Genomic DNA, 22,753 nt, shown 5'->3' with positions numbered 1-22,753 from the left:
ATACAGTTATGTCATTTATTTTATGTTAATTTTTTAATTCTTTTTTTATTTCATCAAGTAATTTGGATTCTTCTTTACTTAATTCATAGTTTTCCAGTAAATCTGGTCGTCTAGTCAACGTTCTTCGAAGGCTTTCTTTTTTTCGGTAAATCTCTATATTTTTATGATGACCACTTGTCAACACATCAGGAACGACCATCCCTTTATAATCTTTCGGACGTGTATATTGCGGATATTCTAATAAACCAGTTGAAAACGAATCATCCTTGTGAGATTCTTCTTTCCCTAAAACATCTGGAACAAGGCGTGCGATACTATCAACCATTGTCATCGCCGCAAATTCTCCACCTGTTAAGATAAAATCACCAATAGAAAGTTCATCCGTTACTAGATATTCTCTAATTCTTTCATCATATCCTTCGTAGTGACCACAGATGAAAATCAAGTGCTCTTCTTCTGAAAGTTCTTCCGCTTTTTTCTGACTAAATCTCTCACCTTGTGGACAAAGTAAAATTATTCGTGTTTTATCCGTTTTATCTAAACTCTCAACAGCATTAAATATCGGTTCTGGTTTCAATACCATTCCCTGACCTCCACCGAATGGATAATCATCTACTTGGTTATGTTTATTACCAGAAAATTTGCGATAATCGACTATATTTATATCCAATAACTTATTATCTTTTGCTTTTCCTAAGATTGAATGATTTAATGAATCAAACATATCTGGGAACAGCGTTAATATATCAATCTTCATTAGTCAATTAATCCTTCCATAACTTCGATATCAATTCTTTTATTAGTAACATCAATTTCCTTAACCACATCTTCAATGTAAGGTATTAAAATTTCTTTACCATTTTCTGCTTTTATTACCCACACATCATTTGCACCAGGTGTAAGGATTTCAACTATCTCACCTAATGATTTGTTGTTTTCATCAAATACCTCGCATCCGATAATTTCATGGAAATAAAACTCATTTTCTTCAAGTTCTCCAATATTATCAGAATCAATTTTAATTTGTAGATTTTTAAATTTTTCTGCTTCTTCTATTGTATCAATTCCTACAAATTTTACTAGAAGATTATTTTTATGTGTTCTGTAGCTTTCTACAACTACTTCTTTAACAACTTGATTTCCTCTAGTTATTAATAATTCACTACCCTTTTCAAAACGTTGTTCTTCAAAGTCAGTTGATGAAATTACTTTCACCTCTCCTTTTAAAGAATGAGTATTCACAATTTTTCCAACTTTTAAGCGCATTTATTTCTCCTTGTTTTAATATTTTCTTCAATTATTTTTTTACTCTCATTCTAATAAAGTATGAGATATTTTCTATAATAATTATCGATAACGATAAACCAATTAATAATGTTGAAATTCTATTCCAATTTCTATATTCTATATTATTTACAAGCAAATGTCCAATACCACCTGCACCAACCATACCTAAAATAGTTGAATTTTTGATATTTGATTCAAATCTATATAACACTATAGTAACGAATTCAGGGAAGTATCCATTAAATATTATTTTAACATAACTAATAAAACTTCCAAGTCCTAGACTTTTTGTCATTAATAATACATTATTATTAATTCCTTCTAAGACCTCATTATACATTTTCGTCATAACACCAACTGTATAAATATATAATGCAAAGAAACTACTAATAGCTCCAGGCCCGAAACCTCTAAAGAATATTAATGCCACTATTATTGGTGGAAATGTTCTTAATACATTTATTAGCACCTTCATCGATAATGCTTTGTATTTCCCAAAAAGATTCACCGATGATAAATACGATGTAAAGATAGCCGTTACAGCAGCGAAGATTGTTGCACTAAAAGCAATTTCTACACTCACAAACAACTCACTAAGCATCTTCGGCATATATGCTAAATCTGGATGAATTATACCATTACCAAGAACCTTTAATTGCTTTAATCCAATAAAAAATCTTTCTTGTGTTATATGTATAAAATTAGTAACGTAAATCAGACTTCCTATTAAAACAAGCGGAATTGCAACTTTTACTAAATTCTTTCTAAAAATAAATTTCTCAAAAGTTAACTGAGAAGTATTTTGTAAATTTCTAAAATAATAACTCACTAAATCGATTACAAAAATTAAAATAACAAGAGTAATAATTATTATAGAAACTCTATCATATCTTAAATGATTTAGCTCTTGCCATAATCTTTGACCTATTCCACCTGCTCCAACTAATCCTAAAACACTTGCTCCACGGATACTTGATTCCAAAGTTAAAAAGTATACCGAGATAACTTGGGGCTTAAGATTAGACAAAATCGCATTTTTATAAATAATAAATTTTGAAGTTCCTAATGATTCCATAGCTTCTAACTGTTTAATCTCGACTTCCTCTGCATATTCTTTCAATAACTTAGCTGATGTTAGAATATTTATTAAATAAATACTCACAAAACCACTAAATACTCCAGTACTAAATAAACTTACTAATATAGCTGCGATTATTAAAAATGGCATAGTTCTAAAAACAGAGAATATCGCACTAAATATTTTTGGAATTACCTTAAGTTTAAATAGTACATTAGTTAGAATTGGTAATAATAACAAAGTCGTACATAAAGCTAATATCGATGAAAATAATGCGATATTAATAGTTTCTACTATTGGCTGTTTCAATTCAGGTAAAATAGAAAAATCTATAGGATACATACGCCCAAGAAGATTCTGTATCCTTTTAAAACCTAGTGAAAAAGTCTTTGTATCATATTGATTATAAGCCATTAATACAATAGAAGTAATAAAAAAGACTGACACTATCCTTGTTATTGTTTTCTTAATTATAAAGTTCTTCAAATTCATCTTTAGTCACCTTCTCAGAATCTTTATAAAATAAAACTTTTCCATCCTTTAATCCTAAAATCTTAGTGCTATATTTTTTCGCAAGATTAACATCGTGAAGATTTATAAGCACTGTAATTCCATTTTGTTCATTTAACTTTTTGAAAGTATCCATTATAAGTGTCGTATTCTTTTCGTCTAAGCTACTTACAGGTTCATCAGCTAGCAAAATCTTTGGATTCTGCGCCAACGCTTTTGCGATGGCTACCCTTTGTTTTTGACCACCTGACAAATACTTAGACTTTTTAAAAGCCTCGTCCTCTAATCCAACTTGCTTTAAGAAATCAACACCTTCATTATATTCTTTTTTTGTATATCCTAATAAAAGACCCAAGACAGATTTTTTTACTAAATATGGTGTTAAAACATTTTCAACAGTATACAAATTATCTAGTACATTGTAATCTTGAAATATAAAAGCTATATCTCTTCTGATAAGTTTTAACTTTGACTTATTAGAATTAATTATATCCTCACCTGCTATGTTGATTTCACCAGACTTAGGTCTATTCAACAAGTTCAAACAACGCAGTAAGGTCGATTTCCCCGCTCCACTCTTCCCAACAATCGCGACAAAATCCCCCTTAGGAACTTCAAATGATATATCATTTAATATATTTTTCACACCATAATTAAAAATTAGATTTTTCACTTCTAACTTTTCGCTTTTCACTTCATCACCTCATTAATTTTATAATGAATTATAAAATAGACCAAACTGTGTAGTTAGTAAAATTTTATAATTACTATTATATCACTTAAAATAGTTTTTTTCAGTATTTTAATATTACATTTTATTTAATATTTAATCGTATTAGTACTTAACTTAATATTTCCACATTAAGATAAAACAAAAACTCGCCTACATAAAATAGACGAGTAGAAACATTATTTAATAAATGATGTAATTTCTTCAACAGATAAGCTAGAATCACATACTACTTTAACTTCGCCAGCTTCTGCTACTAATAAACCTGGAACAGTTCTTACTGAGTATTTTTCGCGTAGTGATTCAATTCCTGAAGCATCAGAAAAATCTTGTGAGTCGATAAAGAATGCTTCCACTTTATTAGAAACTACCGCTTCACTTAATTTTGGCATAAATTTTCTGCAAAATGGACATGATGATCTCCCGATAAATAATACAAATTTTTCTCTTGATTCAATTTTCTCAAAAGCAGTTTTTGAATCTATAACTTTAAAATTCTCTAAGTATTCTTCAAATGTTTTTTCCATGTTTTTATCTCCTAATATTTTTATAGATATTATTTTACTCTTCTTTTAATAAATTTGCTAATTTTTTGCTTACAAAAGTAATCAAATTCTAAAAAATAAAAAAGAAGCAATGTGTACTTACACTACTTCTTCGCTCAAATTCTAAAAATGGGGCGGCTGAGGGGAATCGAACCCCCGAATGTCGGAACCACAATCCGATGCGTTAACCACTTCGCCACAGCCGCCAAAATATTAAGATAAAATAAAAAAATGCCTTGAGACAGAGTCGAACTGCCGACACATGGAGCTTCAATCCATTGCTCTACCAACTGAGCTATCGAGGCATTATTTAATTTTTACATAAAAAAATGGCGGTCCCGACGGGAATCGAACCCGCGATCTCCTGCGTGACAGGCAGGCGTGATAACCGCTACACCACGGGACCTAACTCTTATTCTCAATATATTAATTCAAATGGTGACCCGTACGGGATTCGAACCCGTGTTACCGCCGTGAAAGGGCGGTGTCTTAACCACTTGACCAACGGGCCAATAAAAAAAACGGAGCAGGAGGGATTTGAACCCTCGCGCCGGTTTCCCGACCTACACCCTTAGCAGGGGCGCCTCTTCAGCCTCTTGAGTACTACTCCAACTCCACAGGCAGGACTCGAACCTGCGACCCTCTGATTAACAGTCAGATGCTACTACCAACTGAGCTACTGTGGATAAATATTTGTGTTCCTAACGAACAATATTTATTATACAAAAGTATTAACATAATGTCAATACTTTTGTATAACTTTTTTTCTGTTTTTTTATCTCCATTTGATAAAGAGCTCTTAAACAATGATATATCAGTGTTTAAGAGCCCCATGAAAGTATTGTTTTTGTTAAAAATAATTAAACTTATTTTCTAGTTATCCTTATTACTTAACTTTATTTAAGTCTATATTCATTTTTTCAGAGATTTTTTCTATAGCTTTATATGCGTCATTATTTGGTTCTTCAAAACCTGTAATACTAAATAAATTTGTTAATATTTGTATAGTTTCTTTATCATTTTGAATTTCTAATAAGGCTTGCTTAACTTTTTTCTGAGTTTCTTCATCAAGATTATTTGATGCAACTACTGTTACCCCTGGGATTAATTCACTTTTAGCGATTGGGTGAATATCCTCTTTTAAAGTTGGAAATTCTTTAGTATATTTTCTAATCACATTTTCATAACTTGCCACAGCATCAACATCTTTATTTAGTAATAATTGTAAACTTTTATCGTGTCCGCCACTAAATTGATACTGGATATCTTTTTCTAAATCAATACCAGCTTCTTTCACCATAGCTCCCGCATAAATATAACCAGAAGCTGAAGATGGATCGACAAAGGCTATTTTCTTACCTTTTAAATCAGCTATGCTTTTTATATTAGAATCTTTTCTAACAAAAACTTCTGCAAAGTAACCTGGTTTACCACTAGTACTTCTTCCCACAAGAAGATTTTTTGTGTTACTTTGCTTATTAGAAAGAACTGCTGAAAAAGGAGGAACTAGACCAAAGTCTACACTTCCACTACCTATTCCTTCAATAACCCCTATATAGCTACTCGCTGTAAAGACTTCTACCTTCATTCCTAATTTGTCACCCAGTGCTTTAGCAAATGGAGTTAGATCATCTACTAATTTTTCACTATTACTACTTGGAACTACTCCAAGTTTTAAAACTTTTTCTTCTTTTGTTGTACTTTTTTGAGAACATCCAATTAAAGAAAATACCAATAAAAAAGAAAAAATAGTTAATAATATTTTTTTCATTTTATTTACCTCATATTTGTATATATTTTGTTTTATACAACAAAGTATATCACATTATTTCCTTAAACAAAATGAAAACGCTCATAAATTAGCAATAAAAAAATGGGAGTGACTCATAAATCATGATTTTGAAGAATCAAGATTTTGTCGAGTCACCCCACATAGTTTATTAGATATCTAAAAGCTTTTATAAAGCGAATTTAGATATCAATAAACCACTGCATCTATGAGTTATCATATGAACTTTATTAAATGTTCGGACTTTTAAGGCATCCCCATCTTTATACTAATTTTGAAATTGTTATTCTATATTTTAAACTTTTTTTATTTTGTTTAAAGTTTTTTACTACAAATCTTCCGTATTTTCTAATTGAAATAATATCATCTGTATTGCAAATTTTCTCTCCATTCCTATAAACAACATGATTTAACTTTATGAAATCTTGTTCTAGAAATTCTTTAATTTTGCTACGTGATTTATTAGTAATTTTAGCCACAATAGAATCTAATCTGAAAGATGAACTCACTATCTCAAAATCTTCATATTTTTTTTCAATTTGAACATTAGTCAAATCCACTCTATCAAACTTTAGATTTACTCTTCCTGCTTTTGTAAATTCCATAGCTATAAAATCAGCAATTTCTTCATCTACAAAAATATAAACCACATCTTCTAGGACAATAATATCTCCAAATCTATTGAAATTAATCCCCAGATTATGGATTGCCCCTAAGATATTTCTATGTTCTACTTTGTTAAATTTATTATTGAATTTTGCCTTTAAACAAACAATATCATAGTTCATATCGTAGTATTCATTAGAAATAATCTTAGCTTTTTTTCTCTCTGCATCGCTAAAACCACCGAAATACTCAACTTTAAAATCACTATAGTTATAGGCTACTATTTGTCCCAAAACTACTTGTTCAAAATTTGTTAAAAACTTTGTAACAGTATTACGATTTTCTACAAAACTAATACTTTGCAATAATTTTTCAGCTACTTCTCTTTGCTCAGCAGATACCTGTTGTAAAAAATTTAATTTATTCATGGCACTACTATGATTTAAACAATAATGTTATTATTAAATTTTCTATAACACTCAAAACAACAAGGGCTGCAACTGGCGAGATATCCAACATTCCCAAAGGTGGAATTATCTTTCTAAAGACTTTTAGATACGGTTCACAAATTGCTTCTAAAAATTCTACAATAATATTATTTTTAATCTGCGGTACCCAAGAAGTTAAAATATACGCTAACAAACTATATTCGTAAAAATTAAATAAATATTTCACAAATTTATATACCCAAAAATATTCTGTTATATTAAGCAAAATTAATACTCTCCTTCGTAAAAGTCTCCTGAAACTTCAACACCATTTGGTACACAAAGATATATATCTTCTCCGATAGTTTTCAATCGAGCACCTAAAGCATAAATTCCCCCAGATATAAAATCTAATAATCTGTCAGATGTTTCAATATCCAATTTACTTAAGTTTATAATCACCACTTTATTACGTTTAATATCATCTACAATATCTTTACTGTCTGCAAATACTAACGGTTCTGTTAATATCACGTTATTAGTTCTTCCTGTTGATTGACTTTGTACATTTTGTTTACTTGCCACTGAAGTCTCCTTTTTCACCGCTTTTGGCTTCGGTTGTTCTTGTCTTACTTGTTCTTTTTCTACTACTTCATCCTCAAAATCTTCTTCGCCTACGAAAAGATTATTGAATTTTTTCATCATACTCATATTCTCAAACCTCAACTTACTTATATTTAACTATATTATTATAGCATGGAAGTCATAATTTATAAAGTAATAAACTTAAAAACACTTGTAAAAAAAGATTAAATTAAATATTTCGAACTCACTTTTTAAGAATATTATTTCTCTCCACACTTTATTTTGTAGTACTAATAAAAACTTATCAACTAAGTTTCGGTTATGTAATAAATTCGTAGCAGAAAAAAATTCAGTTTCGAATTTTAATTTTTACATTCAAAAAGAAAAAGGGAGTGATTCAAAAATTATGATTTTGAAGAAATCAATTTTGTTGAATCACTCCCGCAAAATTTATTCGATATCTGAAAAGCTTTCACGAAACGAATTTAGATATCAATAAACCTACAGTGCATATGAGTTCTTAATAAACTTTTCCAATAAAATTTGAGTCTTTTGAGTCAGCACTTTCTTATTTATTAACCATAGAATTTGTTATATCTATCTTTAATTGAAAGTAATAATTTACCTACTAACACTTTTAAAATCGAGTATACTGGTATCCCTAAAATAGCACCAACTACTCCCGAAATATTAACTCCAATAAGAATCACAAAGATTACAGTAAGTGGATGCATATTCATGCTTCTTCCCATAATATTTGGAGAAATGATATTTCCTTCTAAGAACTGCACAATTCCCCATACTACAAGCATTTTAACTATCATTACCCAACTTGTTGAAGCCGCAACCAACATAGCTGGTGTTATAGCGATAACTGGTCCAAGATAAGGCACAATACTTAAAAAAGCCGCTATAGTAGCTAATGAAAAGGAATAATGTAATCCTATTATATTATAGCCAAAAAATAACATAACCCCGATACAAAGAGAAACTAACATTTGCCCTTGGATATATGAACCGACTTTTTCATCAATTTCATCAATTGTTTCAGCTACAGGTTGTTCAAGTTTTTTCGGCAATAAACTAATCACAAATTTATTAAAATGCGATGCATCCTTTAATAAAAAGAATAACACAAAAGGCATAGTAACTAAAACTGAAGCAGTAGAAGAAATAGAGGATACTACTCCTTGAGCAACAGATGTAGCTATACTTACTAATCTTTCACTTATCTTAGAAACATTAAGATTATTATTTACATATTCCACAACCACCTGTACATATGCATTATCAGAATACATTTCTAAGTACCCTTTAACTATTTCTATATATCTTGGCAACGAAGTAATTAAATTCTGTGTTTGTTCTACAATAATAGGAACTACTCCGATAATTACAATTAGAATAGTAATTATTCCGACGAATATCGCAAGCAAACTACCTATAAACCTTGACATTTTCTTTTCAAAGAAATTCACCAACGGATTCAACATGTAGTAAAATACATACGCAACTATTATAGGAGTGATTATACTTGAAACTATCGTATTTATCGGTGTAAATATATACGATATTTCAGTATAAAGATATATAGCTATTCCCAGCAAAATAACTATTAATAGTATGTAAATTATAAACTTACCACCTATAAAAGCTAGCAATTTATCTTCGCGGGACTTTTCTAATCTTGATTCTTTTTTATTTTTTTCTAATTCTTTATTCATACAATTCCCTTTCTATTAAATTATTTTACAAAATTTAACGATAATTCATAAATTGTAATAATTGTCATATATCCTAAATATCCTAGTGCAAAAGAGATTAATATCACAAAAACTTTAATTTCTCTTGTACTATTTTTCTTGAAGAATTTCCCAAAATCTATTCGTATCATTGAAAAATTCGCAAGTAATATCATAAAAAATAAAATCATTAATTTAAAAATATTCATTATTTCAACCTACTTGATAATACTATTTAAACATATCAAGCCAACCTTTTTTCTTGAAGAACCACAACATACCAAACGCGATACCAAGCATAATCGCCACAACAATATAGTAACCATATTGCCATTCTAATTCTGGCATATATTTGAAGTTCATACCGTACCATCCTACTATGAAGGTTAATGGTAAGAAAATCGTAGATATAACAGTCAGGGTCATCATAATATTATTAGATTTAAGTGAGTTGTATGTCATAAAGTTTTCACGAATATCACTGGCTAACTCACGGTTTGCTTCAATTATCTCTGTCTGTTGAACAAGATCATCATAAATATCGTGGAAATATTTTCTATCGTTATCTGTCATCTCTACACGACGTGAAACTAAAAATCTATGAATAAGCTCACGCATTGGTAGTAATCCACGACGAAGTTTTAACAAATCACTTCGAAGATCAAATACCTCATCCATAATTTTACTTCCAGAAGTATATGAATCTGTTTCCTCAATTTCATCAAGACGATTTTCGATTTTTGAAATTATAGGGATATATCCCTCTACTATTTCTGATACAAGCATGTGCATAACATGTAAAGGTGAATATTCTGCACCACGTTGCAATATTTTTGGTATAATTTTGTTTACGTAACGTATATGTGAGAGGTGAAACGTTACAATATAATTTTTTCCGACAAACATATTTAGAGTTTCATAGTCATCATCTATATTTTTTAATACATGTGATACTAAGAATATTTGTTGTCTTGTAATTTCAATTTTTGGTCTTTGTAAAAGTGTTAAACAGTCTTCAATTAAAAGTTCGTGGAACTTAAAGAATGTCGTTAACAAGTTGATTTCACTACGCGTAGGAGTATCAAAATCGACCCAGAACCATGCTATATCCTGCTCTTTAAGTCTTTCTAAATCAACATCAGTTAGGATATTTCCTTTTTTATCTACTGCTATAGTTTTTAACATTAGATTTCACCTCTCTCATTATTTTCACAATTACAATAATACCACACTTATTATAAATAGTAAATTTATTATTTTAAATTAATAGAAATATAGTGCATTACAATCCCAGCAGCGATAGAAACGTTTAAGCTCTCCGCTCGACCTGGCATTGAAATTTTAAGTAAATTATTTACTTTTAACAAAATTTCTTCACTTACTCCTGCACCTTCATTACCAAAAACAACCGCAACTTTTCCTGTAATATTGTCTAGCTGTTCTATATATTTATCCGCTTTTAAACTAGTTGCAAAAATATTGAAATTCTGCATTTCATCAATTAATTCAGACAAATCTATATTATCAAAACAATCTATATGAAAATTACTCCCCTGTGTACTTCGAATAACCTTTTGCCCATATAAACTTGTAGTTCCTTTACCGAGAATAATACAATCAAAATCAAATGCATCTGCCGTTCTTATAATTGTTCCTAAGTTCCCTGGATCTTGAATCTTATCCAAAATAAGAACCTTACTGTATTTATTAATATCTAATTCTTTTTTATTAATACTACAAACAGCTATAATACCTTGTGTAGTAATTGTACCAGATATACTTTTCATAATACTATCAGCAACTTTTATTAAATCACCATCAAAAGTATCTACTATATTATAATCTTCAAAACTCTCTGAAACGATAATTTCTTCCACCACATTAGCTTCTAATGCTTCTTCAACTAGATGTTTACCTTCAACTAAATACTTACCTAGTTTTTTTATATTTTTATTCTCTTTTAGTTTTTGAATATCTTTTATTTTTTTATTTCCAACCGATGTTATCATTTTGTCTCCAATTATTTATTTTATATTTTTAGCATTCATACTAATTATAATCAATGTTGAACAAATTTTCAAATTATGATATAATTCACTTACAAATATTATAATAAAAAGGAGTTCATTATGTCATCATTTTTACTATCAACAATAGTTTTAGTGGTTGTTTTAGGAGCAGTTGGGCTATTTAATTACTTCAGATTAAAAGGTGCTGTTACAAAACTTCCTTATGAAGAATTCAGAAAAAATCTTAGAAAAGTTCAATTAATCGACGTTAGAGAAAAAGAAGATTTCAAATATGCTCACATTAACGGGGCACGTAACATGCCTTCTTCTCAATTCAATTTCTTATATACATCTTTAAGAAAAGACCAACCTATTTATCTTTGCGATAAAAACGGGACTTTAGCTCCACGTGCTGCTTTAACTCTTAAAAAGAATGGTTATACAAACGTTTATATGCTAAAAAATGGTCTTCAAGATTGGAAAGAAAACCTTAAAACAAAACGATAATTTTTAAAGTACCTAGTTTATTTATAATGCTAGGTATTTTTTATTTGTCTAAAATATTAAAAATTCACAGATGATTAACCTACTTACAAATATTTTCCACGTTAATCCCCCCTGTTGAATACTATAATATTTTATGGGAGTGACTTAAAAATCGTGATTTCGGAGAAATCGATTTTGTCGAGTCATCCCCGCACAGTTTATTAGATATCTAAAAAGCTTTTATAAAGCGAATTTAGATATCAATAAACCACTGCGTCTAGGAGTTATCATATACACTTTGTTAAAATTTAGGACTTTTGGGTCAATCAAAATGGAGGTCTATCAATGACTAAATATTATTATGATCCTACTAATAATCGCGGATATATTCCTGGGAGATATGTTAATAAAGTGGTATTCTTATTAATCACTTTATTTTTAGGACATTTCGGTATTCAATACTTTTATGTAGGAAAAAACTTCAAAGGAATACTATGCCTGCTATTTTGTTGGACTTTCATTCCATCAATCATAGCTTTCTTCACATTTATCATAACACTATTTAAACCAGCAAATGCACACGGTGATATATTTATCCACTACTAAAAAAAGCGTGACTCGACAAAATCTCGATTTCGAAGAAATCGATTTTGTCGAGTCACCCCCCTCACAGCTTATTAGACATCTAAAAAGCTTTTATAAAGCAAATTTAGATATCAATAAACCACTTCGTCTATATGTTATCATATGAGCTGTGTTAACTTTTTAACCTTATTTTTTCTTATATTTTATAAGAATATTTTTTCTTGCCCACTTTTTGCCCACTAGAGAAATCTCTAGTCGTCATATCCTTGTTATATCAACACCTGTTAAACCTACTCCATAAAGCCTTTTAGTTTATTCAACTTCGATGGGTGTTTTAATTTTCTGATAGCTTTTGCTTCAATTTGACGAATACGTTCACGAGTTACCCCAAACGCACTACCTACTTCTTCTAGAGTATGAGTCTTACCATCTTTTAGACCGAAACGTAATTTTAGAACATTTTCTTCACGATCAGTTAGTGTTTCTAGTATCTCTTCTAGTTGTTCTTTTAGTAATTCATTTGCAGCGTGCTCTACTGGAGATTGGGCTTCTTTATCTTCGATAAAATCTCCTAAATGTGAATCATCCTCTTCACCTATTGGTGTTTCTAACGAAACTGGCTCTTGAGCTATTTTTAAAATCTCACGTACCTTTTCTGGAGTCATATTCATTTTCTTGGCAATTTCTTCAGGTTTTGGTTCACGACCTAAATCTTGAAGTAATTGTCTTTGAATACGAATTAGACGGTTAATAGTCTCAACCATGTGAACTGGGATACGGATAGTTCTAGCTTGGTCTGCAATAGCACGAGTGATTGCTTGACGAATCCACCAAGTTGCATATGTAGAGAATTTGAAACCTTTTGAGTAGTCAAATTTTTCTACAGCTTTGATTAACCCCATGTTACCCTCTTGGATTAAGTCTAAGAATAACATTCCTCGTCCTACATAACGTTTTGCAATACTTACTACAAGACGCAAATTGGCTTCAGCTAAATCTTTTTTAGCCTGTTCTTTTTCTTCTTCTGTTCCTGTTTCGATAATTTTAGAAAGTTCTAATTCTTTTTCTTTTGATAATAGAGGAACTTTCCCGATTTCTTTTAAGTACATTCTTACAGGATCATTAGTTCTGATTCCTGCTGGAACTGATAAATCTTCAAGATCAAGCTCTTCTTCCTCTTCTTCTTCATGATTGGCATTAATCAAGATAATATCCTCATTATTTAACTCTTCATAGAAATCATCCATAGTCTCTGAAGAAACATCTAATTTCGACAATGATTCAACTATTTCTTCTTGAGTTAACTCCCCTTGTTTTTTACCTTTTTCTAACAATTCGTTTTTAATCGTTTCAAAATCTTTTGCTTTCTTAACCATGTTCTTCTCCTTCTACTTCTTATAATTTTTAACTTGCAACAACAATTCTTTTTGAGCTTCAATATCCATCTCTTGAATAGCGATTCTTAGCCTATCTTTAATTTCTTTTAATGTCACTTGTTTATTTGAGAAATATCGTATATAATCACCAACAACATCTGATATTGGATTCTCCTCAATTAAAAAATCTGTTTCATCTATATATGTTGCAAGCCTTACTACTTCTTCATCCTCAATACTGTGTATAAATTTATGAATATGGAATTCCAAATTATTATTATAATAAATTACCAAATAATCCATCAGATTCACAAAAACTTCTTGAGGGAATTGACACTTCTCTAAATCATTATATTTTTCAACAAATAACGCCCTATCGACAAAAAAGTATTTAAATAATCTACACATCTTTTTGTCATAATTAGTCGTTCTAAACAACAGCTCTGGATTGGCTGGCGCTATCCATTCTTCTGCCGCTCTTTTTCTTTTCACATTTACTTTACCTAATTCTTTAAGAAGAACTTGTCGCTCGATTCCGAACTCCTCTGCCAAATTGGTAAGTAACATGTATTTCAGTGATTCATCTTCTACATAAGCAATATTAACAAGTAGTTCATTTTTATATTTAATACGTTGTTCAATATTAGTTTTTGAATCATTTTTACAATATTCAATTTTATAATTAATAAAGTGCTCTTTATTATTTCTTAAATAATTTTCAACATCAAAATCAGGATTTTTAGAATTTTTTTCAGTTAAAAATTCATCCAAATCTTTAGCACCAGAAAATTTTAACTTATAAACATTATCCGTTGTCTCGATAATTCTATTTCCAATTTCTATTTGTGCTTTAGAACCCGCTTCATCATTATCTAAACTAAGAGTTATTTTTTTTACAAGTGATAAAATTTCTTTTAATTTATTATTATCTATATTTGTCCCCATTAATGCTACAGCATTTTTTATGCCATTTTGATGAGCTTTAATAACGTCCATATACCCTTCGCATAATATCACTTCATTTTCTTTAGCTATAAATGAGCGTGCGTCTGAAAAATTATATAAAACTTTTCTTTTTTCAAAAATTTTCGTTTCGTGCGTATTGTAGTATTTTGGAACACTCTTATCCGTAGACATAGTTCTTCCAGAAAATGCTACAACTTGATTCTGATTATTTTTTATAGGAAACATTATTCTATCTTTAAAGACATCATAGTAATCTTCATTATCATTTTTTCCTAATAGTCCCGCTTCAACCATTAAATCTAAATTGATTTTGTTCGAGTTAAAAAAGTTTAAAGCAATATTGTTTTCACGGGGCGCATATCCAATATTGAAATGCTTAATAACATCTACACTCAATCCCCTATCTAATAAATAATTAAGCGCATCTTCTGCTTCTTTTGTATTTAGAAGGATATAATTAAAATAATCTGCTAAAAGCCTGTGTCCATAGTACATTATATCAAGTTCATTATTTAAATCGTAACTCTCTTCTTTATTATTATTTGACTCTATATCCAGTCCTAACCTTGTTCCTAGCTTTACGATTGCTTGATTATATGTAATATTTTCTATTAGCGATACAAATTGAAATATATTTCCACCTTTACCACATCCGAAACAATGGGCTATTTTTTTCTCAGGTGAGACCGTAAAAGATGGTGTCTTCTCATTATGAAATGGACATAATCCTAAGTAATTTTGTCCGCGTTTTTCTAATTTTACGTATTCACTAACGAGACTAACTATATCAATATTATCAAAAATATAGTCGATATCCTGTTTAGATATTTTCGCCACCTTGTGCTCCTCCTTTTTTACTAACCATTGAAATTTAATGAGAAGATTATTTCCCAACATTAATTATAACATAAACTAAATTATTTTAATATAGTATAATTAAAAATTTGTAGAACTACACCAAATATAAATAGTACTATTCTATAATATTTTAATATTTTCACCTCTTATTAATTCTATAAATTACAACTTAATAATGAACCTACTTATATCGATAATTCTACTCTGCCAATCTCATCTTCCTAATCGAACTACCAAAAGAATAATTGTATCTAAACAATAAATTTATATAATTATTATAAGGGTACCCCAAAATCCTAAATTTTTTTAAAAAAATTATTTGAAACCTCATAGATCCAGTGGTTTGTTAATATCTAAATTCGCTCTATAAAAGCTTTTTAGATATCTAATAAACTACTGTGAGCAGTGACTCGACAAAATCTTGTTTCTCGCAATCACAATTTTTGAATCATTCCCAATTATCTTACCCATTACTTTTACTAACTTACTACAAAATTATAAGCTTATAGCATTTTATCATATTTTAGGTTATAATAAGAATATCATTTAAAAAAGGAGTATTAAAGTGAAAGTAATTATAGTCGGTGGTGGTAAAGTCGGCGAACTTCTTTGCGCTGATTTTTCTAACACATTTGATGAAGTAACAATTATCGATACAAATGAACTACGTGTGGAAAAACTCGTTGAAACATATGACATTAACGGCTTAATCGGTAACGGTGCAAACTCGGAAATCCTTTTAGAAGCTGATGCACCTAATACAGATATGTTTATCTCCGTTTCTACGAGTGATGAAATAAACATGATTTCTTGCATAGCCGCTAAACAAATGGGAGCAAAATACACAATCGCAAGGATACGTAATCCAGAATATTCTAAAACAAAAGAATTTTTAAAACAATCTCTAGGAATTGATCTTATGGTTAATCCCGAGTACGAAGCAGCAAAACAAATTTTCTATATGCTGAAATACCCTACAGCTACAAAAGTAGAAAGTTTTTCAAATAATCAGTTTAATATTTTAGAGGTAGTAATAAGCGAAAACAGCGTTCTTAACGGAGTCTCTCTTATCGAAAGCAAAAAAACTATTGATTTTCCTTCTTTAGTATGCCTTGTTGAAAGACAAGGAGAAGTCTTTGTTCCTCGTGGTAATTACGTCTTTGAAGTCGGCGATAAAGTCCATATCACCGCCTCTAATAAAAACCTAAAAAACTTCTACAAACTTTTAGGTAATAAGAATAACTTAGAGAAAAAAGTGACTTCTTCCTTAATTATTGGTGCTGGTAAAATAGCTTATTATCTCGTAGAATTTCTACAAAAAGCATCGTTTTATACTAAAATTATAGAAATTAATAAGGAAAAAGCCATATCATTAAGCGAAACCTTCCCTGAAATAGATGTTATTTGGGCAGATGGAAGTGACAGAGATACACTAATCGAAGAAGGTATCCAAACATTTGATAGTTGTATTTCTCTTACAGGACTTGATGAGGAGAATATTATAATTAATCTATACGCACATAAACTAGGTATAAAAAAAACTGTAGCAAAAGTAAATCGTGCTTCACTAAAACAAATAGCAGAAGATATCGGTCAATATTCATACATTACACCTAAAGAAATCGTAGGAAATATAATTAAAAAATACACTAAATCATTACAAGGTAGAACGACTTCAGATATAGAGAGCTATTATCGCATAGCTAATAATAAAGCTGAAGTTATTGAATTTAAAATAACAAGTGAAAATGCCAAAGTTATCGGAACTAAACTTAAAGATCTCGATATTAACAACAATATGCTTATCGCTTTTATCATACGTAATAATAAACAAATCTTCCCTAATGGTGACGATGAGATAAAAGTAAATGACAATGTCGTTGTAGTAAGTTATGAACATAAACTTGAACATATCGATGATATTCTTGCAAGGAGGTAATCTATGAATTTTAAAATGGTCTTTCACGTTGTTGGTAAGATGATTATGCTTCTAGCAGCATTACTAATTTTACCTACTATTGTATCACTTATTTATCATGAACCTAGACATATTATCAATTCTTTTATTATCACTATTTTGATATGCTTTACTCTATCTTTAGCACTACACTTTTTAACAAAAGATGTTACTGAACGTGATTTTTATAAGAGAGAAGGATATGTAATTGTAACTCTAACATGGATTATCTTTTCTATACTTGGAGCTCTTCCATTTTATTTATCTGGCGAAATTCCACATTATATAGATAGTTTCTTTGAGACAGTTAGTGGATTCACTACGACAGGATCAACTATATTACAAGATGTAGAATCAATAGAAAAGAGTTTGTTATTTTGGCGTAGTTTTACACATTTCATCGGCGGTATGGGAGTTATCGTGTTTGCATTAGCAATTCTCCCACGTTCACCTCATACTATTCATATAGCAAAAGCTGAAGTCCCTGGTCCATACTTCGGTAAAGTAGTATCTTCAATGAAGCAGACTGCAATCTACCTATACGGGATATATATTGCTCTTACAGTAATTTTATTCTTTTTATTATTACTAGGTGGAATCGGAGTTTTTGATAGTATAAATCTAGCCTTCTCTACAGCTGGAACTGGAGGATTCGCTGTGAAAAATGCCGGAATAGCATATTATAATAGTACATACATTACTGTAGTTATAGCTATTTTTATGCTGATTTTTTCTATGAATCTTAGCTTAATATATTTTGTAATTTTTAAGAGATACTTTAAAATACTAAAAAGCGAAGAGTTACAATGGTTTTTCGGTATGATATCTATCCTTTCTATAATTATGTTTTTAGATATTTATCGTTCTTACGATACTCCTAATCATAGTTTGCTGGATGTATTCTTTACCGTTTCGTCAGTTGTTTCGACTACTGGATTCACTTACAACGATTTTAATATTTGGCCTGTATTTTCTAAAATGATAATACTAATTCTTATGATTGTTGGTGGTTGTACTGGTGGTACTGCCGGAGGAATTAAAATTCCACGTCTAATTTTCTTCGTTAAAAATGCTAAACAAAGTATAAGTAAAGCACTAAATCCACGAAAAATAACAATGTTCAAGATAGATGGTAAAGTAGTTAAAGATACTACTCCATTGTCTAACTATCTTCTATTATTCGGATTTGTCTATGTTATTATTTTATTCCTGATAACATTCCAAATTAATGACTTTGAAGATGCTATTTCTTTAACGGTGACATCAATCAGTAATGCTGGACCAGCATTCAATCACTACGGTCCTATGAGTAACTTCTCAGAAATACCGTACTTTACAAAAATGGTTTTATCTGTATCAATGTTACTAGGACGTTTGGAATTAATGCCACTAATAGTATTCTTCTCTGCTAACACTTGGAAAAAACGCAGAAAAAAATCTAGAGAAAATCAAAGAATTATTAATAACTCCATTGAATAATATACTGGTAGAAATGCCTCAAAAATCAAAGTTTCCGGGAAATCTATTTTGTCGAATCACCCCTATTTTTATCAATCAATACAAAAAGACGAGATCTATTTATAAATCTCGTCTTTTATCATTGAAACTATCTCTTGAATTTCCTCATTAATTCTTTCATCTAGTTCTTCTTTAGTAATTAATTCATCATTATGCGCTTCTGTGTAACCGAGTATCACTCCTAAAGAGTTCTTTACATTATGCAACATAATTTTTTTCTTCTGTTCATTTTTATCCAACTCTGAACTTCTTCTATAAATCATATATATATTTAGGAATACAAAAAATGTTAATGGTAGGAAAAATATTTTCATATGTATTGCGGCAATTAGAAACACCACTATTAATATATTTATAGCTATGAAACTAATCATATTTTTCATGATACAAACTATAAACCTCTTTTTTATTTATGCCATGTTCTTTAGCAGTATTTTTAATAGCTTCTGATTTTTTTTCACCACTTTGAACTTTTTCGTATATTATTTCTACAATATCATCAAGATTAAGGTCTGTATGTTCTTCATCTTTTGATGGAGAAATAATAACAACAAATTCCCCTTTTTCCTTAATCTCTCCACCTAACATTTCTAATATCACACTTGCTTCGTATGTTTCTATTTGTTCAAACATCTTCGTAAGTTCTCTCGCTACTGCAATTTTTCTTGTTGATGCAATCTTAGCAATCTCTTCTACTAAATTTTTTACCCTATGTGGACTTTCATACAAAATACCCGTTGTCTTTGAGCTTAAAATAATTTCTAACTTTTGCTTAAGTTCTTTACTTTTTCTCGGTAAAAATCCATAAAAAGTATAATTATAAGATTCTATCCCACTAGCTACCAATGCTGTAAGTCCAGCATTAGCACCTGGTAAAGCAACAACATCTAGTCCTGCACGCTTTACCTTCTCTACAAGTACATATCCTGGATCTGAAATACATGGCATTCCTGCATCAGTTACCAATGCTATATCTAATCCTTCTTCTAAGTATTCTATTATTTTATCACTCATTTTATCTTCATTATGCTCATGATAACTAAGTAGTTTTTTACCCTTCACCTCATAATGATTCAATAACTTCTGAGTATTTCTCGTGTCTTCACAAGCTATTATATCCGCTTCTTTTAGCACTCTAAGAGCTCTTAATGTAATATCTTCCAAATTGCCTATTGGTGTTCCCACTAAATATAACATAGTTATTTTTCCTTTATTTTCATATTAAATTCTTTTATTTTTTTCCTTTTTTCTGTATCCAAATTAAGTAAAATATACTCTTCTTTGCTTCTACGAGTACGTTTTTTGAATAAACTTTCTGCACTTGTAGCTTCACTTTTTGTTTCAAATTCTTCAAAATATATAAGTTTTACAGGTACCCTCACCCTTGTGTATTTTGCACCTTTTTTGGCATTATGAGTTTTTATCCTTCTAACAATATCTGTTGTATATCCAGTATACCAAGTTTTGTCACAACACTCAACTATATACATAAAACTACTCATAAATTCCGTACACTTTCTTCATCTCATCTGTATAACTGCCATCTTCATTATAAATATAGAACGGTTGTTCTACTTTAATATCACTAACCTTAGAGATACTACCCTCAATTAATACTATTTTACTATTTTCACTTGAAGGTTTACTATATACAAATCTTATTCGCTTAATTGCTAAACCATTTTTCTCACATTCAGAGATAATATCACTTATTCTATAAGTTCTATGAACCAGTGCAAACTTTCCATTTTGTTTAACTAAATATCTAATCGCCTGCACTACATCACTAAGGTTACATAGTAATTCATGACGTGAAATATTGTGATTAAACTTTTCACGTTGATTCGGCATATTCTCAACAGGGAAATATGGTGGATTACAAATTACGTAATCAAATGTTGATGGTTTATAATATTCTTTTACATTTTTTATATCACCACTTCGTACAGCTACATTAGTAATTTCATTTAACTCTAAACTTTTTTTACTCAGTTCAACTAAATCTTCTTGAATTTCTAACATTTCTATCTTTGCATCGGACTTCTCTCTAAGAATTATCGAGATACCACCGTTCCCACTACAAAGTTCTATAATATTCTTTTTAAAACTTCTCGGCACATTGGTAAAATATGGTAGTAAAAAAGAGTCCGTTGACATACTATAATGATCTACTTTTTGTAATATTTTAAAATTTTTAGAAACTATATCAACTCTTAAATTATCTTCCATACTAACCTCTCGTTAAAAATTCTAAATTATTATTATCCAATAAAACCGTAAAGACAAATTTTTCCAGCACTAATGTTGCATTAACATTCCCATTCAAGTCTGCTAGTGCTTGAAGTATTTTTTCCTGTACCTTACTAAGATTAACAACATCACTTACGGTTACTTCACTATAGCACTTAGAAACTTCCATATTTAAATATTTGAAAAACTCTACTACTTCATCTTTAGTTTTTAATTTTTCTAATAGATAAATATTAGCAAGATGAGATTTTCTTATATATCTTTTTACATATTCTCTAACAATATTTATTAACTCTTCATTCTGCTCAATCTCAATATTTTCACCGTGCCCTATTAGTTTAACTTGTTGACAGCGGGAAATAATAGTTGGTAATATGGCACTGATATTTTTACAACTAAGAATAGCTATAATATCATCTTCAGGTTCTTCTAAAAATTTAAGTAAACTGTTTGCTGCTTGCTCAGTCATTTTTTCTATATCTTTTATCCAGTATATCTTTTTACCATAAAATGATTTAACGCTCAAATCAGATTTTAATGTTTGGATTTCATCTTTCTTTATCGAAGTTTCACTTGATAATTTATAAAAATCAACATAATTCCCATGATTTATACTATTGCAATTTTTACAATTTTCACAACTGTAAAATTCTTTATCTTTATTTTCTAAACAAAAAATTGCTTTAACAAAACTCAAAATAAACTCATCAGAATATAAACTATCCTCACCTACTACTAAATAGGCATGGGATAGTTTATCTGTTTTTAATGTATTTGTTAAAGATTTTATTACAATTGTATCTTTACTAAAGTTCATTGTTTAAAAATCCTTCCAATATAGCAAGTGCTTGTTTTTGCACATTCTCGTAAGTATCACTTGCATCAATCACCTTAATACGTTTAGTATTTTCTCTTGAAAGATCATCATAACCGCGTTTAACATTTTTGTAAAAATCTAGACTTTCTTGATCCATTCGGTTATTGTCATCTCTGTTTTTCGTACGCGCTAGTCCAACTTCAACATCTACACAGAAATATAGTGTCAAATCCGGTTCAAGATTATCTGTTGCATATGAATTTATATCTAAAATATCTTGTTTAGAAAGTCCTCGACCATAAGATTGGTAAGCAACCGAACTATCTACAAATCGATCACAAATTACAATATATCCATCATTTACATGTGGTAATATTTTTTTTACAATATGATCACGTCGGCTAGCACAAAACAGTAAACTTTCAGTTTTAGCATCAATATCATTTGAACTATCAAAAAGTAGTTCTCGGACTTTCTCACTAAACTCTGTCCCACCAGGCTCACGTGTTGTTATAACTTTATATCCCTTTTCTTTCAAATACTTTGTAGCAAAGTTGATAAAGCTCGTTTTACCTGAACCATCTGAACCTTCTACTGTTATGAATTTACCTTTCATTTGAATAACCTTTCT

General features: G+C 29.8%; 25 protein-coding genes and 6 tRNA genes. 4 read left to right on the top strand and 27 right to left on the bottom strand.

All coding sequences use genetic code 11. The features are described 5' to 3' along the window. Positions 1-25 precede the first annotated feature (25 nt). The 19 genes from trmD to RWN11_RS03465 form a co-directional block, all read right to left on the bottom strand. Positions 26-757 carry a tRNA (guanosine(37)-N1)-methyltransferase TrmD gene (gene trmD / locus RWN11_RS03555; protein ID WP_314160413.1) on the bottom strand — a complete coding sequence of 244 codons (732 nt, stop codon included), beginning with the start codon at positions 755-757 and terminating at the stop codon, positions 26-28. Then, complete coding sequence (gene rimM, locus RWN11_RS03550) at positions 757-1,266, bottom strand: ribosome maturation factor RimM (RefSeq protein ID WP_314160412.1); 510 nt, start codon at positions 1,264-1,266, stop codon at positions 757-759. Before rimM ends, trmD begins: the two co-directional genes overlap by 1 nt. 31 nt (positions 1,267-1,297) lie before the next feature. Continuing rightward, on the bottom strand, positions 1,298-2,857 hold the full coding sequence (locus RWN11_RS03545) for an ABC transporter permease subunit (RefSeq protein ID WP_314160411.1): 1,560 nt from the start codon (positions 2,855-2,857) through the stop codon (positions 1,298-1,300). Further along, positions 2,832-3,569: a phosphonate ABC transporter ATP-binding protein gene (gene phnC / locus RWN11_RS03540; protein WP_314160410.1), complete on the bottom strand. Its 738-nt coding sequence runs from the start codon at positions 3,567-3,569 to the stop codon at positions 2,832-2,834. Before phnC ends, RWN11_RS03545 begins: the two co-directional genes overlap by 26 nt. Positions 3,570-3,784: 215 nt before the next feature. After that, a complete protein-coding gene (locus RWN11_RS03535) occupies positions 3,785-4,132 on the bottom strand; it encodes a thioredoxin (RefSeq protein ID WP_314160409.1) in 348 nt (115 codons plus the stop codon). Between the two features lie 148 nt (positions 4,133-4,280). Then, positions 4,281-4,356: transfer RNA gene (locus RWN11_RS03530), tRNA-His, on the bottom strand. Between the two features lie 26 nt (positions 4,357-4,382). Then, positions 4,383-4,455: transfer RNA gene (locus RWN11_RS03525), tRNA-Phe, on the bottom strand. A gap of 25 nt (positions 4,456-4,480) precedes the next feature. After that, positions 4,481-4,556: transfer RNA gene (locus tag RWN11_RS03520), tRNA-Asp, on the bottom strand. Positions 4,557-4,586: 30 nt separating this feature from the next. Next, a tRNA-Glu gene (locus RWN11_RS03515) sits at positions 4,587-4,661 on the bottom strand. An 11-nt stretch (positions 4,662-4,672) separates the two neighbouring features. Continuing rightward, positions 4,673-4,760: transfer RNA gene (locus RWN11_RS03510), tRNA-Ser, on the bottom strand. A gap of 2 nt (positions 4,761-4,762) precedes the next feature. Continuing rightward, positions 4,763-4,836: transfer RNA gene (locus RWN11_RS03505), tRNA-Asn, on the bottom strand. A 200-nt stretch (positions 4,837-5,036) separates the two neighbouring features. Next, positions 5,037-5,921 carry a phosphate/phosphite/phosphonate ABC transporter substrate-binding protein gene (locus tag RWN11_RS03500; protein WP_314160408.1) on the bottom strand — a complete coding sequence of 295 codons (885 nt, stop codon included), beginning with the start codon at positions 5,919-5,921 and terminating at the stop codon, positions 5,037-5,039. Between the two features lie 281 nt (positions 5,922-6,202). Then, positions 6,203-6,973, bottom strand: a complete 771-nt coding sequence (locus RWN11_RS03495) for a YlmH/Sll1252 family protein (RefSeq protein ID WP_314160407.1) — start codon at positions 6,971-6,973, stop codon at positions 6,203-6,205. 7 nt (positions 6,974-6,980) lie between these two features. Continuing rightward, complete coding sequence (locus RWN11_RS03490) at positions 6,981-7,259, bottom strand: YggT family protein (protein WP_314160406.1); 279 nt, start codon at positions 7,257-7,259, stop codon at positions 6,981-6,983. A gap of 2 nt (positions 7,260-7,261) precedes the next feature. Beyond that, positions 7,262-7,684 carry a cell division protein SepF gene (locus RWN11_RS03485; RefSeq protein ID WP_314160405.1) on the bottom strand — a complete coding sequence of 141 codons (423 nt, stop codon included), beginning with the start codon at positions 7,682-7,684 and terminating at the stop codon, positions 7,262-7,264. Positions 7,685-8,133: 449 nt separating this feature from the next. Continuing rightward, a complete protein-coding gene (locus RWN11_RS03480; RefSeq protein WP_314160404.1) occupies positions 8,134-9,282 on the bottom strand; it encodes an AI-2E family transporter in 1,149 nt (382 codons plus the stop codon). Positions 9,283-9,302: 20 nt separating this feature from the next. Then, positions 9,303-9,509, bottom strand: a complete 207-nt coding sequence (locus RWN11_RS03475) for a DUF1146 family protein (protein ID WP_314160403.1) — start codon at positions 9,507-9,509, stop codon at positions 9,303-9,305. Between the two features lie 22 nt (positions 9,510-9,531). Beyond that, positions 9,532-10,485, bottom strand: a complete 954-nt coding sequence (gene corA / locus RWN11_RS03470; protein WP_314160402.1) for a magnesium/cobalt transporter CorA — start codon at positions 10,483-10,485, stop codon at positions 9,532-9,534. A 68-nt stretch (positions 10,486-10,553) separates the two neighbouring features. After that, on the bottom strand, positions 10,554-11,309 hold the full coding sequence (locus RWN11_RS03465) for an RNA methyltransferase (RefSeq protein ID WP_314160401.1): 756 nt from the start codon (positions 11,307-11,309) through the stop codon (positions 10,554-10,556). A gap of 120 nt (positions 11,310-11,429) precedes the next feature. Between RWN11_RS03465 and RWN11_RS03460 the strand changes: the two genes are divergently transcribed. Both RWN11_RS03460 and RWN11_RS03455 read left to right on the top strand, forming a co-directional pair. Continuing rightward, positions 11,430-11,816 carry a rhodanese-like domain-containing protein gene (locus RWN11_RS03460; protein WP_294683053.1) on the top strand — a complete coding sequence of 129 codons (387 nt, stop codon included), beginning with the start codon at positions 11,430-11,432 and terminating at the stop codon, positions 11,814-11,816. Positions 11,817-12,140: 324 nt separating this feature from the next. Beyond that, positions 12,141-12,401, top strand: coding sequence for an NINE protein (locus RWN11_RS03455; protein ID WP_314160400.1), 261 nt, complete (start codon positions 12,141-12,143; stop codon positions 12,399-12,401). 269 nt (positions 12,402-12,670) lie between these two features. Here the strand turns inward: RWN11_RS03455 and rpoD are convergent, their stop codons facing one another. Continuing rightward, on the bottom strand, positions 12,671-13,756 hold the full coding sequence (gene rpoD, locus RWN11_RS03450) for an RNA polymerase sigma factor RpoD (RefSeq protein ID WP_314160399.1): 1,086 nt from the start codon (positions 13,754-13,756) through the stop codon (positions 12,671-12,673). Between the two features lie 12 nt (positions 13,757-13,768). Continuing rightward, the gene (gene dnaG / locus RWN11_RS03445) at positions 13,769-15,559 is read right to left on the bottom strand and encodes a DNA primase (RefSeq protein WP_314160398.1); all 1,791 of its coding nucleotides are present in this window, start codon (positions 15,557-15,559) and stop codon (positions 13,769-13,771) included. 586 nt (positions 15,560-16,145) lie between these two features. Between dnaG and trkA the strand changes: the two genes are divergently transcribed. Both trkA and RWN11_RS03435 read left to right on the top strand, forming a co-directional pair. Then, positions 16,146-17,519 (top strand): Trk system potassium transporter TrkA, encoded by a 1,374-nt coding sequence (gene trkA / locus RWN11_RS03440; protein ID WP_314160397.1) that lies wholly within the window; start codon positions 16,146-16,148, stop codon positions 17,517-17,519. Between the two features lie 3 nt (positions 17,520-17,522). Then, a complete protein-coding gene (locus RWN11_RS03435; RefSeq protein WP_314160396.1) occupies positions 17,523-19,016 on the top strand; it encodes a TrkH family potassium uptake protein in 1,494 nt (497 codons plus the stop codon). A 95-nt stretch (positions 19,017-19,111) separates the two neighbouring features. On the opposite strand, the gene RWN11_RS03430 is transcribed toward RWN11_RS03435, so the two are convergent. The 6 genes from RWN11_RS03430 to tmk all read right to left on the bottom strand — a co-directional run. Beyond that, the gene (locus RWN11_RS03430; RefSeq protein WP_314160395.1) at positions 19,112-19,438 is read right to left on the bottom strand and encodes a hypothetical protein; all 327 of its coding nucleotides are present in this window, start codon (positions 19,436-19,438) and stop codon (positions 19,112-19,114) included. Continuing rightward, positions 19,422-20,258, bottom strand: a complete 837-nt coding sequence (gene rsmI, locus RWN11_RS03425; protein WP_314160414.1) for a 16S rRNA (cytidine(1402)-2'-O)-methyltransferase — start codon at positions 20,256-20,258, stop codon at positions 19,422-19,424. Before rsmI ends, RWN11_RS03430 begins: the two co-directional genes overlap by 17 nt. Further along, positions 20,255-20,557: a GIY-YIG nuclease family protein gene (locus tag RWN11_RS03420; RefSeq protein ID WP_314160394.1), complete on the bottom strand. Its 303-nt coding sequence runs from the start codon at positions 20,555-20,557 to the stop codon at positions 20,255-20,257. The genes rsmI and RWN11_RS03420 overlap by 4 nt, the downstream gene beginning before the upstream one ends. Continuing rightward, complete coding sequence (locus RWN11_RS03415) at positions 20,550-21,284, bottom strand: methyltransferase domain-containing protein (RefSeq protein ID WP_314160393.1); 735 nt, start codon at positions 21,282-21,284, stop codon at positions 20,550-20,552. Before RWN11_RS03415 ends, RWN11_RS03420 begins: the two co-directional genes overlap by 8 nt. A 1-nt stretch (position 21,285) precedes the next feature. Then, the gene (locus tag RWN11_RS03410; RefSeq protein WP_314160392.1) at positions 21,286-22,122 is read right to left on the bottom strand and encodes a DNA polymerase III subunit delta'; all 837 of its coding nucleotides are present in this window, start codon (positions 22,120-22,122) and stop codon (positions 21,286-21,288) included. Continuing rightward, the coding region (tmk, locus tag RWN11_RS03405; RefSeq protein ID WP_314160391.1) for a dTMP kinase at positions 22,112-22,753 on the bottom strand (642 nt) is incomplete at its 5' end. The genes tmk and RWN11_RS03410, both read right to left, overlap by 11 nt.

The sequence above is a fragment of the uncultured Gemella sp. genome (assembly GCF_963519265.1).
Lineage (GTDB): Bacteria > Bacillota > Bacilli > Staphylococcales > Gemellaceae > Gemella.
The sequence above is the reverse complement of the archived record's forward strand: the minus strand, read 5'-3'. Positions and strand labels throughout refer to the sequence as shown.

Bases quoted from the DNA above. Each gene is read 5' to 3' on its own strand.
- RWN11_RS03545 (WP_314160411.1), bottom strand. From the start codon at position 2,857: ATGAATTTGAAGAACTTTATAATTAAGAAAACAATAACAAGGATAGTG.
- RWN11_RS03465 (WP_314160401.1), bottom strand. From the start codon at position 11,309: ATGATAACATCGGTTGGAAATAAAAAAATAAAAGATATTCAAAAACTA.
- RWN11_RS03430 (WP_314160395.1), bottom strand. From the start codon at position 19,438: ATGAAAAATATGATTAGTTTCATAGCTATAAATATATTAATAGTGGTG.
- RWN11_RS03535 (WP_314160409.1), bottom strand. From the start codon at position 4,132: ATGGAAAAAACATTTGAAGAATACTTAGAGAATTTTAAAGTTATAGAT.
- RWN11_RS03435 (WP_314160396.1), top strand. From the start codon at position 17,523: ATGAATTTTAAAATGGTCTTTCACGTTGTTGGTAAGATGATTATGCTT.
- RWN11_RS03455 (WP_314160400.1), top strand. From the start codon at position 12,141: ATGACTAAATATTATTATGATCCTACTAATAATCGCGGATATATTCCT.
- trmD (WP_314160413.1), bottom strand. From the start codon at position 757: ATGAAGATTGATATATTAACGCTGTTCCCAGATATGTTTGATTCATTA.
- RWN11_RS03480 (WP_314160404.1), bottom strand. From the start codon at position 9,282: ATGAATAAAGAATTAGAAAAAAATAAAAAAGAATCAAGATTAGAAAAG.
- RWN11_RS03410 (WP_314160392.1), bottom strand. From the start codon at position 22,122: ATGAACTTTAGTAAAGATACAATTGTAATAAAATCTTTAACAAATACA.
- RWN11_RS03420 (WP_314160394.1), bottom strand. From the start codon at position 20,557: ATGAGTAGTTTTATGTATATAGTTGAGTGTTGTGACAAAACTTGGTAT.
- rpoD (WP_314160399.1), bottom strand. From the start codon at position 13,756: ATGGTTAAGAAAGCAAAAGATTTTGAAACGATTAAAAACGAATTGTTA.
- RWN11_RS03495 (WP_314160407.1), bottom strand. From the start codon at position 6,973: ATGAATAAATTAAATTTTTTACAACAGGTATCTGCTGAGCAAAGAGAA.
- RWN11_RS03475 (WP_314160403.1), bottom strand. From the start codon at position 9,509: ATGAATATTTTTAAATTAATGATTTTATTTTTTATGATATTACTTGCG.
- RWN11_RS03485 (WP_314160405.1), bottom strand. From the start codon at position 7,684: ATGAGTATGATGAAAAAATTCAATAATCTTTTCGTAGGCGAAGAAGAT.
- RWN11_RS03500 (WP_314160408.1), bottom strand. From the start codon at position 5,921: ATGAAAAAAATATTATTAACTATTTTTTCTTTTTTATTGGTATTTTCT.
- RWN11_RS03415 (WP_314160393.1), bottom strand. From the start codon at position 21,284: ATGGAAGATAATTTAAGAGTTGATATAGTTTCTAAAAATTTTAAAATA.
- rimM (WP_314160412.1), bottom strand. From the start codon at position 1,266: ATGCGCTTAAAAGTTGGAAAAATTGTGAATACTCATTCTTTAAAAGGA.
- RWN11_RS03460 (WP_294683053.1), top strand. From the start codon at position 11,430: ATGTCATCATTTTTACTATCAACAATAGTTTTAGTGGTTGTTTTAGGA.
- corA (WP_314160402.1), bottom strand. From the start codon at position 10,485: ATGTTAAAAACTATAGCAGTAGATAAAAAAGGAAATATCCTAACTGAT.